12 protein-coding genes are annotated in these 13040 nt (G+C 52.9%); 8 read left to right on the forward strand and 4 right to left on the reverse strand.

Annotated elements, in window-relative coordinates; genetic code table 11:
• Window positions 1-80 precede the first annotated feature (80 nt).
• The 5 genes from dps to ybiO all read left to right on the forward strand — a co-directional run bounded on the left by dps (window position 81) and on the right by ybiO (window position 5494).
• Window positions 81-584 (forward strand): DNA starvation/stationary phase protection protein Dps, encoded by a 504-nt coding sequence (dps, locus tag CHU32_RS09285; RefSeq protein WP_103675503.1) that lies wholly within the window; start codon window positions 81-83, stop codon window positions 582-584.
• A 356-nt stretch (window positions 585-940) separates the two neighbouring features.
• The gene (glnH, locus tag CHU32_RS09290) at window positions 941-1687 is read left to right on the forward strand and encodes a glutamine ABC transporter substrate-binding protein GlnH (protein ID WP_103675504.1); all 747 of its coding nucleotides are present in this window, start codon (window positions 941-943) and stop codon (window positions 1685-1687) included.
• 73 nt (window positions 1688-1760) lie between these two features.
• Window positions 1761-2420, forward strand: a complete 660-nt coding sequence (gene glnP / locus CHU32_RS09295; RefSeq protein ID WP_103675505.1) for a glutamine ABC transporter permease GlnP — start codon at window positions 1761-1763, stop codon at window positions 2418-2420.
• Window positions 2417-3139 (forward strand): glutamine ABC transporter ATP-binding protein GlnQ, encoded by a 723-nt coding sequence (glnQ, locus tag CHU32_RS09300; protein WP_103675506.1) that lies wholly within the window; start codon window positions 2417-2419, stop codon window positions 3137-3139. The genes glnP and glnQ overlap by 4 nt, the downstream gene beginning before the upstream one ends.
• Window positions 3140-3250: 111 nt before the next feature.
• Entirely contained in the window at window positions 3251-5494 is a 2244-nt protein-coding gene (gene ybiO / locus CHU32_RS09305; RefSeq protein WP_103675507.1) for a mechanosensitive channel protein, read from the forward strand.
• Here the strand turns inward: ybiO and rlmF are convergent.
• Window positions 5491-6417: a 23S rRNA (adenine(1618)-N(6))-methyltransferase RlmF gene (gene rlmF / locus CHU32_RS09310; protein WP_103675508.1), complete on the reverse strand. Its 927-nt coding sequence runs from the start codon at window positions 6415-6417 to the stop codon at window positions 5491-5493. The genes ybiO and rlmF overlap by 4 nt on opposite strands.
• 95 nt (window positions 6418-6512) lie before the next feature.
• Between rlmF and CHU32_RS09315 the strand changes: the two genes are divergently transcribed.
• From CHU32_RS09315 to ybiJ, 3 genes are all read left to right on the forward strand, one after another.
• Window positions 6513-7133 carry a flavin reductase family protein gene (locus CHU32_RS09315; RefSeq protein ID WP_103675509.1) on the forward strand — a complete coding sequence of 207 codons (621 nt, stop codon included), beginning with the start codon at window positions 6513-6515 and terminating at the stop codon, window positions 7131-7133.
• A 338-nt stretch (window positions 7134-7471) separates the two neighbouring features.
• On the forward strand, window positions 7472-7738 hold the full coding sequence (locus CHU32_RS09320; RefSeq protein WP_103675510.1) for a DksA/TraR family C4-type zinc finger protein: 267 nt from the start codon (window positions 7472-7474) through the stop codon (window positions 7736-7738).
• 285 nt (window positions 7739-8023) lie between these two features.
• Window positions 8024-8284: a DUF1471 family protein YbiJ gene (ybiJ, locus tag CHU32_RS09325; protein WP_103675511.1), complete on the forward strand. Its 261-nt coding sequence runs from the start codon at window positions 8024-8026 to the stop codon at window positions 8282-8284.
• A gap of 122 nt (window positions 8285-8406) precedes the next feature.
• Here ybiJ and ybiB read toward each other — a convergent pair whose 3' ends face one another.
• The 3 genes from ybiB to CHU32_RS09345 form a co-directional block, all read right to left on the reverse strand.
• Window positions 8407-9375, reverse strand: coding sequence for a DNA-binding protein YbiB (ybiB, locus tag CHU32_RS09330; RefSeq protein ID WP_103675512.1), 969 nt, complete (start codon window positions 9373-9375; stop codon window positions 8407-8409).
• Window positions 9376-9401: 26 nt separating this feature from the next.
• Window positions 9402-11549, reverse strand: coding sequence for an ATP-dependent DNA helicase DinG (gene dinG / locus CHU32_RS09335; protein WP_103675513.1), 2148 nt, complete (start codon window positions 11547-11549; stop codon window positions 9402-9404).
• Between the two features lie 154 nt (window positions 11550-11703).
• A complete protein-coding gene (locus CHU32_RS09345) occupies window positions 11704-13032 on the reverse strand; it encodes a 6-phospho-alpha-glucosidase (RefSeq protein ID WP_245880204.1) in 1329 nt (442 codons plus the stop codon).
• Between the last annotated feature and the right edge of the window lie 8 nt (window positions 13033-13040).

A 13040-nucleotide genomic window follows, 5' to 3' on the forward strand; every position in this document is an offset into this window, starting at 1 on the left:
CTGAATAGCAGGTTTAAAAAGTGGTGCTATACTTAATCTCGAAATTTACTTAGGAACCCACATCAAGAGGATATGAGATTATGAGTACCGCTAAACTGGTAAAAACAAAAGCGTCTAATCTGCTTTATACTCGCAACGATGTTTCGGACAGCGAGAAGAAAGCCACCATTGAGCTGTTAAATCGTCAGCTGGTTCAATTTATTGACCTGTCGCTGATCACTAAACAGGCTCACTGGAACATGCGCGGTGCTAACTTCATTGGTGTTCATGAAATGTTGGATGGTTTCCGTACCGCACTTACCGATCATCTGGATACCATTGCAGAACGTGCAGTTCAACTGGGTGGCGTTGCCCTGGGAACCACACAGGTGGTTAACAGTAAAACGGCGCTGAAAAGCTACCCGCTGGATATCCATACCGTTCAGGATCACTTGAAGGAACTGGCCGACCGTTACGCCATTGTGGCGAACGACGTGCGTAAAGGCATTACCGAAGCGAAAGATGAAGATACCGCGGACATTCTGACCGCTGCCTCTCGCGATCTGGATAAATTCCTGTGGTTCATCGAATCGAACATTGAGTAATCCTCAAAACCGCCGTCCCGCCGCTTCAGGCGGGATACAATGCACCTTAAAGGTGCATTTTTTTTGCTTACCCTGCAGAAAAGTTAAACGCGCGTAACAAGCACCTCACAAAATCGTTAATAAAAGATTGTTTTTACCCCAAATTCTGCGATAAAAATCAACATGCGTGCCGACATCATTTTTGTGCACCAAAATAGTGCCCCGATAGAGTGCAAGACGCCGTGAAACGATCAATTTCGTGCACTCGCCTGCCGCGTGGTTACTGAAAAAACAATGAGTTGTAAAATTGGCACGATTTTTTCATACCACCGTCTGTTCTTGCAGGGGATCGCCCCATGAATATAAAAGGAAATGCTATGAAATCTCTCTTTAAAGTTTCCCTGGCTACGCTTGCGCTGGCTTTCGCCGTTTCTTCTCACGCAGCAGATAAAAAACTGGTTGTCGCGACCGACACCGCATTCGTTCCTTTCGAGTTCAAGCAAGGCGATAAATACGTCGGTTTTGATGTCGATTTGTGGGCCGCTATTGCCAAAGAACTGAAGCTGGATTACACCCTTAAACCCATGGATTTCAGCGGCATCATCCCTGCGCTACAAACTAAAAATGTTGATGTGGCGTTGGCGGGCATTACCATTACTGACGAGCGTAAAAAAGCGATCGAATTTTCTGATGGCTATTATAAAAGCGGGCTGCTGGTGATGGTCAAAGCGGATAACAATGACGTGAAATCCGTTAACGATCTGGACGGTAAAGTGCTTGCGGTGAAGAGCGGCACCGGCTCGGTAGACTACGCGAAAGCGAACATCAAAACCAAAGACCTGCGTCAGTTCCCGAATATTGATAACGCCTACATGGAACTGGGCACCAACCGTGCTGACGCGGTACTGCACGATACGCCAAACATCCTTTACTTCATCAAGACGGCAGGCAACGGCAAGTTTAAAGCCGTAGGTGAATCACTTGAAGCACAGCAGTACGGCATCGCCTTCCCGAAAGGCAGTGACGACCTGCGTGAAAAAGTGAACGGCGCCCTGAAAACCCTGCGCGATAACGGCACCTATAACGAAATTTACAAAAAATGGTTCGGTACTGAACCTAAATAATATTTTTAAGCCACACGCTTCAGGGGGCGGCTTTCGCCCCCTGCTCAGTTTAACGCGGTAACAGGAATTTATTATGGAGTTTGACTGGAGTGCCATTTGGCCTGCCATTCCTATTTTGCTGGAAGGGGCCAAAATGACGCTGTGGATCTCGGTCCTCGGCCTTGCAGGCGGTCTGATTATTGGCTTGCTGGCGGGGTTTGCCCGCTCTTTTGGCGGCAGGCTCATCAATTTTATTGCTCTGGTATTTATCGAAATCATCCGCGGCACCCCGATTGTGGTGCAGGTAATGTTTATCTACTTTGCGCTGCCGATGGCCTTTAACGATCTACGAATTGATCCCTTCAGCGCCGCTGTGGTCACGATTATGATCAACTCAGGGGCCTATATTGCCGAGATCACCCGTGGCGCGGTGCTGTCGATTCATAAAGGTTTTCGTGAGGCCGGACTGGCACTTGGGCTATCACGGCGTGAAACCATTCGTCACGTTATTTTACCGCTGGCCCTGCGCCGCATGCTGCCGCCGCTAGGTAACCAATGGATCATCAGTATCAAAGACACGTCCTTGTTTATTGTTATCGGCGTTGCCGAACTGACTCGCCAGGGACAAGAAATTATTGCCGGTAACTTCCGCGCACTGGAAATCTGGAGCGCTGTGGCCGTTATTTATCTGATTATCACCCTGGTTCTGAGCTTCGTTCTGCGCCGTCTTGAAAAAAGGATGAAAATCCTGTGATTGAATTTAAAAACGTTTCCAAGCACTTTGGTCCTACTAAAGTGCTGCACAATATCGACCTGCATATTGCCCAGGGCGAAGTGGTGGTGATTATCGGCCCTTCTGGTTCCGGGAAATCAACATTGCTGCGCTGTATTAATAAGCTCGAAGAGATCACCAGTGGCGAACTGATTGTTGATGGACTTAAAGTAAACGATCCGAAGGTTGACGATCGCTTAATCCGCCAGGAAGCAGGAATGGTGTTTCAGCAGTTTTATCTGTTCCCACATCTGACTGCGCTGGAGAATGTGATGTTCGGCCCACTGCGGGTACGCGGGGCAAAAAAAGCGGAGGCGGAAAAGCTGGCGCTATCGCTGCTGGCGAAAGTCGGCCTCGCTGAGCGTTCACACCATTATCCGTCAGAACTTTCCGGTGGCCAGCAGCAGCGCGTGGCCATTGCCCGCGCGCTGGCGGTTAAGCCAAAGATGATGCTGTTTGATGAGCCTACCTCGGCGCTTGATCCGGAACTGCGCCATGAAGTTCTCAAAGTCATGCAGGATCTGGCCGAGGAAGGTATGACGATGGTTATCGTCACGCATGAAATCGGCTTTGCGGAGAAGGTCGCCTCGCGCCTGATCTTCATTGACCAGGGCCGGATTGCTGAAGATGGTCATCCGCAAACGCTTATCGAAAACCCACCCAGCCTGCGCTTACAGGAATTTTTACAGCACGTTTCCTGAGCCTTCTTCCGCCCCTTTTGGGGCGGATGTCCAGAATGTTCTCATTTCCAGCCGCACCTTCATGGAGTTCTATACTTATCATTTTGCTATAGATTCTCATTGGAGGAGCTCATGCCGTGGATAGTGTTGCTACTTATTAGTCTGCTCAGTGCCCCGCTGCACGCCGCGACGATCCCAGGCGTCACCACCAGCGCCCCACCGGCCAGCGACTCAAAAACCGAGCCCAGTGAACCGGATCTGGCACAGAAAAAAGCGGCCTATGCCGCGCTGGCAGACGTACTGGCTAACGATACTTCACGTGAAGAGCTCATTGAACAACTACGCCAGGTTGCCGCCACGCCGCCACCGGAGCCTGTCCCCACCCTGACTCCTCCGCCGGCGGAAGATGATAAAACCGTGCTGGAGAACGTGACAACCGTCGGACGCTATTATGGCGAACAGCTCTCCTCACGCTTTGCCCAGCTTTATCGTAATATCACCGGCTCCCCGCACAAGGCGTTCAATCCCCACACGTTTACCAATGCCCTGACCCATTTTCTGATGCTGGCGGGGATGGTATTTGCTTTCTATGGCGTAATTCGAATAGCGGCCCTGCCACTGTATCGAAAAATGGGCCGCTGGGGACGCAAAAAGAATCGTGAACATGGTAACTGGCTTCAGCTCCCGGGAATGATTATTGGCGCGTTTATTATCGATTTATTACTGCTGGCCTTAGCGCTTTTCGTCGGGCAAATCCTGATAGATAACTTCAATTCCGGCAGTCAAACTATCGCCTTCCAGCAAAGTCTGTTCCTCAGCGCCTTTGCGCTGATCGAATTTTTCAAAGCGGTCCTGCGGCTGATTTTTTGCCCGCGCGTACCGGAACTGCGTCCGTTCTCCATTAGTGATGAGTCAGCCCGCTACTGGAATTTACGCCTGAGCGCTCTCAGCAGTTTGATCGGTTACGGTCTGATCGTGGCGGTGCCTATTATTTCCAATCAGGTCAACGTGCAGTTTGGGGCTATGGCCAACGTGATAATTATGCTGATCATTACTCTCTGGGCGCTGTACCTGATTTTTCACAATAAACAGCGGATCGCAGAAGATTTATTGCATCTGGCCGAACGTTCACTGTCCTTTTTTAGCCTGTTCATTCGTGCTTTTGCTCTGGTCTGGCATTGGCTGGCGACCGCCTATTTTATTGTGCTATTTTTCTTCTCCCTCTTCGACCCGGGCAATAGCCTGAAATTTATGATGAGTGCTACGGTTCGTAGTCTGGCAATTATCGGCCTGGCGGCATTTGCCTCTGGCATTTTATCGCGCTGGATAGCCAAGCGGATCACCCTCTCTGCTCAAACTCAGCGTAACTATCCGGAGCTGCAAAAACGGCTTAACGGCTGGTTGTCCACGGTGCTGAAAGCGGCGCGTATTCTGGTGGTCTGCGTGGCCATCATGCTACTGCTCAGCGCGTGGGGGCTGTTTGATTTCTGGAACTGGCTGCACAATGGCGCGGGGGAGAAAACCGTCGATATTTTGATCCGCATCGCCCTGATCCTGTTCTTCTCGGCGGTGGGCTGGACGGTGCTGGCCAGCCTGATTGAGAATCGCCTGTCTTCCGATATTCACGGCCGCCCGCTTCCGAGCGCACGTACCCGCACGCTGCTGACGCTGTTTCGCAATGCGCTGGCGGTGGTTATTAGCACCATCACCATTATGATTGTGCTCTCAGAGATTGGTGTGAATATTGCCCCGCTACTGGCGGGTGCAGGTGCGCTGGGGCTGGCTGTCTCTTTCGGTTCGCAAACGTTAGTAAAAGATATTATCACCGGTATTTTTATTCAGTTTGAGAACGGAATGAATACCGGCGATCTGGTGACGATTGGGCCGCTAACCGGCACGGTTGAGCGGATGTCCATTCGGTCGGTCGGGGTGCGTCAGGATACTGGTGCGTATCACATCATTCCATGGTCCTCTATCACAACCTTCGCCAACTTTGTACGCGGCATTGGATCAGTAGTGGCGAATTATGACGTCGATCGCCACGAGGATGCAGATAAAGCCAATCAGGCGCTGAAAGATGCGGTAAGCGAACTAATGGAGATGCCGGATATTCGCGCGCTGGTGATTGGCGAGCCGTCATTTGCGGGGATTGTCGGCCTGACCAATACTGCCTTTACATTGCGCGTGTCGTTTACCACCCAGCCGCTGAAGCAGTGGACCGTCCGCTTCGCGCTGGACAGCCAGGTGAAAAAACACTTCGACCGCGCCGATGTCCGTGCGCCAGTGCAAACCTGGCAAATCCTGCCGCCGCCGGGGACGGCAATGCAACAGCCCGGCGGCGTGGCTCCTCAGCCGCCTGCCGAGCCGACGCTTTAGCGGGCGCGAGCGGCGAAACGACGACGCTGATCGTCGTCGAGGAAGGTCCAGGCGATAAAGCGGCTCTGCTTTTGACCCTGGGCCATCTCTTTTTTCACCACTTTCACCGCGCCTGCCGCTGTCAGGGCGCGGTACAGATCGGGTAGATTCTCACCACGCGATACCAGGGAGCTAAACCACATGACCTGGCGGGCAAATGGCTGACTCTCCGCGATCATCTGCTGAATAAAACGCACTTCGCCACCTTCGCACCACAGTTCCTGCTGCTGACCGCCAAAGTTGCGCGTATCGGTTTGCTTCTGTCCCAGGTTACGCCGCTTACGGGCGTTACCTTCCTGCGCCGCCTCAGCGGAATTATGGAATGGAGGGTTGCAGATAGTCGCATCATACTGCTCGTTTTTGTGGATAATGCCGCGGAAAATGGCGGTATCGTCTTTCTGCCGGCGTAAGCGAATGCTACGGCTCATCCCTGGATTATTGTTCACAATGGCCTGAGCACTGGCAAACGCCGCGGCATTGACCTCAGTGCCAGTAAAACGCCAGCCGTACTCGTAAGCGCCAATCAGCGGATAGATGCAGTTCGCGCCCACGCCAATGTCCAGCACGCTGGCCTGACGCGGGATCTCACCACCGGTTTCCGACAGCAGGTCTGCCAGATGATGAAGATAATCTGCCCTTCCCGGCACCGGCGGGCAGAGAAAGCCTTCCGGGATGTCCCATTGCTGTACGCCATAGAAATGGAACAGCAATGCCTTATTTAGCGCTTTGACGGCCCGCGGATCGGCAAAATTAATAGTCTCTTCACCGGTGGGGGTGGCTGTAATAAATTCCGCAAGTTCCGGACACGCCAGGCATAGCGCGGGAAGATCGTAGCGGTCACGGTGGCGATTACGCGGGTGTAGTCCCGGTTTCTGGGCATTCATAGCTTTCTCCTGTCGATTGCCGCGTAAGATACCCGTTGACGCGGGGCGGGTAAATAAGTGAGTCTGGAGAAATCCGTTTTTTGCTAAGGAAAACTATGTATTTTTATCAGCCATCGCAGGGGCATGGCCTGCCACACGATCCGCTCAATGCCATTATCGGCCCGCGTCCTATCGGCTGGATCGCCTCGCAGGATGGCGAGGGGCGCGCTAATCTGGCCCCGTATAGCTTTTTCAACTGCTTTAATTATCGCCCCCCCATTATCGGTTTTGCCAGCAGCGGCTGGAAAGACAGCGTGCGAAATATCGTCGAAACGAAAGAATTCGTCTGGAACCTGACGACCCTGCCGCTGGCGCGCCAGATGAACGAGACCTCAGCGACACTGCCACACGGTGAAAATGAGTTTTTACGCGCCGGTTTAACCCCTGCCCCCAGCCGTCTTGTCAACGCCCCTCGGGTGGCGGAAAGTCCGGTTAACTTCGAATGCCGCTTGTCGCAGTGTATCCAGCTTACCGGTGCCGACGGCACGGCAGTCGATAGCTGGCTGGTGTTAGGGGAAGTGGTTGCGGTACATATTGATGAGTCACTGCTGGAAGACGGCATTTACCAGACCGCCAAAGCACAGCCGGTACTGCGCGCAGGTGGGCCTTCCGCCTATTACAGCATTGATGAAGCCCGGCGTTTCGATCTGGTTCGCCCTGATGCCCGTCAGGAATGAAGCTCAGCAGCCGTCATGGTAAAAATCAGTTCATGTTGAAGCCGCGCCGATTGTGGCTCCGAAGATTGCAAACATGCTATTACAGCAGGCCTGTACTGAAATGCTGAGTGCGGATGGTGCCTGGGCCAATGCTCATCTTAGCGCCTGGAATGAGGTTTTCCGGGCATCTGGAGCAAAATCAACATGCTCTTTTAATCATACATTACGCTTACAGCCTGTTGTTCTGCTCCAGCCAATCACCTTGCGGCGCGATTGGTCCTAAAACCGTGCGCCGCGCTCTTGCCTGCACAAAATTTGACCCCATTTTGCTATAATAAGATTAACGTCAGGAGGCAAAAATGGCATCAGGTTGGGCAAATGACGGTGCTGTACAAAATCAGATCGACAGCACCATTGAAGATGCGGTAGCACGCGCGCGTCGCGATCTGCCGTCAGGCGAAAGCAACGAATTTTGTGATGAATGTGACGAACCGATCCCGGAGGCGCGCCGTAAGGCTATCCCCGGCGTGCGGTTATGTGTTAACTGCCAGCAGAAGAAAGACCTGAAAAATGCAAAATTTTCAGGATATAACCGCAGAGGTTCAAAGGACAGCCAGCTACGCTGACTGTTCTTTGCCGATCATGACCGAACGTTAAAATAACTTTACGAGCACGGTTTCCGGGATTCAGCGTAGCAATCTGTGCCTTTAACGGCTGGCTGATGGCGTTCCCTCTTCCATACTGATTCACCGCAGAAATAATTTATTAATAATCAATAAATTATTATTTATTCAAATTTTTCGAACAACGCCGTCAATTCTCTTCGATTTTATCTCTCGAAAAAAAGCGTGATACTTATCACATCGACGGAACGCCGTCACATTTACAGAATAACCTGCGAGAGATTACCTATGAAAACCATCAAATATGCTGTTGCTGCCATCGCTCTTTCTACACTTTCCTTTGGCGCTTTCGCTGCCCAGGCCGTAAACCCGGCTCAGGCGCAAAGCATGAATAAAGTTGGCGTGGTCTCCGCGAACGGTGCCACTACGCTGGACGGTCTGGAAGCGCGCCTGGCAGAAAAAGCGGCAGCGGCGGGTGCAAAAGGCTATAGCATTACCTCTACCAACGGGAATAACAAAATGAGCGGTACCGCGGTTATCTACAACTGATCGCCATTTCGTTATGACCTGACCCGCTGGTGACACGCTGGCGGGGCGCATTAACCCTCATTATTGACTCTGTGTTGTTACCCTTTTTGCCCGTCCCTCCCGGACGGGCTTTTTTTGTCTGCTCAGTAGCTCTGCGCCACACGGGCAAGCCCTGACTCAAGGGTGTCAACCTCTCCGCTCGCCAACAGGCAGCAGGCTATCTGCGTTTTTAATGACTGTGGCACCGGCTCGCAACCGCTGATGCAGCGCTCGATCCAGCGCGCGGTGACATCGGGGTCTTTACTCTGTGGCAACGATAATGTAGTGCCGTCTGCGGCGTCCTGACGTTCGTGGATAATCCGCATGCCATGCGCATCCACAAGGCCGATCTGCGGGCAACGCTGTGGGCTGGCATACACTTCGCCTTCCGTGCCGTGCATTAATAGCGCCCGGCCGCTGATGCCGGTAAAGAAGTTTGCCACTTTTGACAAATATTCCGGGTGCGAAACGCTTGAAAGACGCAGCGCCGCGTCTTCTGCAAATGGCGTTGCCAGTTTTGCCAGCGTGTGAGCACTGTTACGCACGCCCATACGCCAGCGCAGCGCCAGCTGTTTTTCCAACGGCGGACAAAAAGCGCTCACCGGCAGGTAAACAGGCTGCGAGCCGTCAAGTTTAGCTTGCGCCTGGCCTGCGTGATGCGTTGCTTCAATGCCAAGCAGGGCAAAAATCGTCTCAGTCAGTACGCGCCCGGGGTCTTCACTCACACCGTGCACCAGCACCGGAAAACCGAACTTATGCAGCAGGATCGCCAGCAGCGGCGTCAGATTAGCCTGCTTGCGTGCACCGTTATAACTCGGGATGACGATGGGCATCGGCTTTGCCACTGGTGGGGTCAGCCGCATAACCTGCTGCTGCATCGCCTGATAGAACCCCAGCATTTCGGCTTCACCTTCTCCCTTGATCCGCAGGGCAATCAGGATGCCACCCATTTCGAGATCGTCAACTTCACCGTTTAGCATGCGGGTATATAATTCACGCGCGGTATCAAGGTCCAGGTCGCGGGCATGATTCTTCCCCCGCCCTACTTCTTTGATGATCTTGCGGTAATCCATCTAACGCCCTCCTGCGGCTCACATCATTAACGTCGCTTACGACGGGTCGGTTTTGTTTTAGTTTTGCTCACTATAACGTCAGGCACCGCAGGTTGGGAAATCGGAAAGACGGGCAGCGCATCCAGCAGCCGCTTGCCATAGTTTTTCGTGAGCAGGCGCTTGTCATAAATCACCACTTCCCCCCAGCAACTATGGCTGCGAATCAGACGCCCGACTTGCTGAATAAGGTTAAACGAGGCGCTGGGCAGACTTTGCACTTCAAAGGGATAGCGTTTCAGGCTTTTCAGCCATTCTCCTTCGGTGATCACCACCGGACTATCGATAGGCGGAAAGGCAATTTTATGAATATGTACCTGACTTAACAGCTCGCCTTTGAGATCCAGGCCTTCGGCAAAAGATTGCAGCCCGACCAGTACGCTGCGCTCGCCTGCCTCCACACGCTTGCGATGCAGCTCAACCAGCCGGTAACGTGGCTGATCGCCCTGCACCAGCAATAACAGCCGCAGATCGGTAACATGTTCCAGAAAACGCTGCATCGCCCGACCGCTGGCAAATAACACCAGCATGCCGCGATGCTTTTTACTCTCCAGCTCCTGACGAAAAAACGCGGCCATTTCCGCAACATGCTGCTCTTCATTGTCGATAAGCGGTTCATACTGCATTTGCGGAATGACGATTTTGCCCTGTTCGACGTGATTAAACGGCGAGTCCAGCGCCACAAAGCGATCGCCGGCCTTTTCTTTCAGGCCGCTCATCTCCTGCAAGCGGGAAAAGCTATTAAGCGAGCGCAGGGTGGCAGAGGTGACGACAATGTGCGGCACGCTGCGCCAGAGCAGCTTTTCCAGCTGATCGCTGACGCGGATGCCGACGCAGTGGAAAAACATATGCACCTTCCCTTCACGAACCTCACGCGTGGCCCATTTTGACACCGGCGCGCCGGAGGCATGCGCCAGCGACGCCAGCCGCCAGAGTTTACTTTGTGCCTCAAACATCCCCAGCGCACGGTTCATTTGCAGGAGCACCCGATGCAGACGGACGATATCGTGCGAGCCGGTTTTCTCAGCCAGATCGTTAAGAAATGCCTCCGCCAGACTGCGCGACAGTTCCGTCAGCTTTGCCAGACGCTGGCAGATGGTCATCACTTCGTCCGGCAGCTCCCCCATGACAAAGCGATGCTCGGCGTCCTGGGTTGCCGGAAGATACAAATTCAGGATCGCGTTCAGGGAGGCAATCAGCTCATACAGCTCTTCACAGTGGGCGTTAAGACGCTCGGGCGTGGCGAGCGGCGGCAGGGTTTTCGGGCGAAACTGTTCAAGGCAGGTCGCGACCAGTTTGGTAAACAGATCGAGCTGAAGGCGATACCACGGCGCGGTAATTTCAGCACTCATCTCCAGCGCATCACGCGCCACATCCGGCAGGTGATGGCCTTCATCCAGCACCAGCAGTAAATTTTTAGCTTCTGGCAACACCGCCTCGCTTTCCATCGCCGCCATCACCAGCGCGTGATTGGCGACCACCACTTCAGCTTCCTGGATTTCACGTCGGGCGACGAAAAATGGGCATTCCCGGTAGTAATGGCAGTTGCGGTTAAGGCAGCTTGCTTTATCGGTACTCAGACGTCGCCACAGGTCGTCACTGATAGCGCGATCGGTATGATCGCGCAGACCATCCCATTTATAGCTGTCGAGATCGCCTTTTAACTTCGCGCAGTGCTGCTGCTCTTCTTTATTGTTCGGCGTCAGATCGTCATCAAGAAACGCCAGTAAATCCTGCTGCGTTTCTTCAGTACTGGCGAGCGCGGTCAAATTGCGCGGGCAGACGTAGCGACCCCGGCCAAATGCGGCAGTGAAGCGCAGCTCTGGTATGATTTTTTTCAGCAGTGGTAAATCTTTACTGTAGATCTGATCCTGAAGGGCGACGTTAGCGGTGCTGATCACCAGCGTTTTCTGATCTTCACGCGCAATAGCAATGCCGGGGATCAGATAAGACAGGGTTTTACCGACGCCGGTCGGTGCCTCAATCGCCAGATGACGCCCTTCCTCTCCGGCAAGGGTTTTTGCCACGTCAGCAATCATCTGCCGCTGCGGCGGACGCGGGATAAAATCCGGTATTTGCTGTTGCAGCGCCTTGTACCAGGCGGCAATTTGCGCTTTCAGCGCGGGAGTAAGGGCCATCGGAAAACCTGAGATACTGTATAAACAGCCACTATTGTGGCATTTTTCAGTCGGCGGGGGTATGGGTTTTTAGGATTGTGGAAGACGGCTCGCAAATAATTCGCTACACCGAATAAGGATTTCCCCTCTCCGGTAAAAGAGAGGGGGAAACCGTTTAACGCAGTTCCGGCCAGTATTCTTTATTGGCCTCAATCAACGCATCCAGCACCCGGCGCGCCTTTTTGGCATCAATGATGGTGCGGTTAAGCGTCAGCGCCTGCAACGCTTTAGTGTAAGAACCTTCAAACCATGCCTCAACGGTCAAGCGTTCATAAGCAAACTGCTGTTCAATCAGCCCCTTATAGAAGGTCGGGATTTTCCCCACGCCATACGGACGCGGCCCATTGCAGCCAATTTCCGCCGTCAATTCGACCATCACGTCATCATCAAGGTTTTCCACCAGCCCGTTATTGGGCACCATGACGATGAATTTTTTCTTCAGGTTAAAGGCAATAGCCTCTGCCAGCTCGACTATCATATCGCCGTGAGCATCATTATGTACCACATGGACGTTGCGCGTGGTGCCTTCGGCCACCGCTGTACGACACTCTTCAAAAACTCGCTTCTCGCGCCCGTTAATCACTTCATTAGCGCGGGTAAAGTTGGGGTCCAGTTTGGCAAATTTATATTCCGGATAAAGGTAATATTGCAGATAGGTGTTGGGCAGATAATCCGGGAAATCACGCAGCATGTCCGCCACGGCGGCATAGGTATCAAGCCAGGACAGGTCACGCTGCTCGGCATCTGCCGGTTTAAAACCGTTGGCGGCGATATAGGCTTTTAGCTCTGGCGCAAGGTCGTGACCGTTTTCATCATAAAGATGGGTAAACCAGCCAAAGTGGTTCAGACCAAAATAAACCGGATCGAAGGTGGCCGGATCGCGATTCAACAGCCGTCCATAGGAGCGCAGCAGGTTCACCGGCTGGTCGCAGATATTGAGAATGCGTTTATCCTGCGGGAAACGCTTGTTCAGGGCGTCTGCCACAATGGCGGCCGGATTGGTGTAGTTTAAAATCCACGCCTCCGGCGAGCGGGCGCGTACTTTTTCGACCAGCGCAATCATATCGCGTATGGAGCGCATGCCATAAGCAAAGCCGCCCGCACCACAGGTTTCCTGACCGATAACGCCAAGGCTCAGCGGGATTTTTTCATCTTTCTCACGCATTGCATAGCCGCCAGTGCGCATCTGGCAGAAAATGAAATCCATATCGCTGAAGGCGACATCTTCATCGGTGGTATAGGTAAATTCCAGTTCCGGATATTCTTCACTGAACAGGACTTTTGCATAGTCGCCAATGACCGCCTGGCGCTCACTATTGACGTCAAACATCACCAGTTTTTTTAATGGCAGACGCGCTTTGAGTTTGCATAACGCTTTTAATAAGCCCGGCGTCCACGTGGAACCTCCACCGACTAATACAATATTAAAATGTTTTTTCATCATCAGTTCTC

The organism is Superficieibacter electus (assembly GCF_002915575.1).
Lineage (GTDB): Bacteria > Pseudomonadota > Gammaproteobacteria > Enterobacterales > Enterobacteriaceae > Superficieibacter > Superficieibacter electus.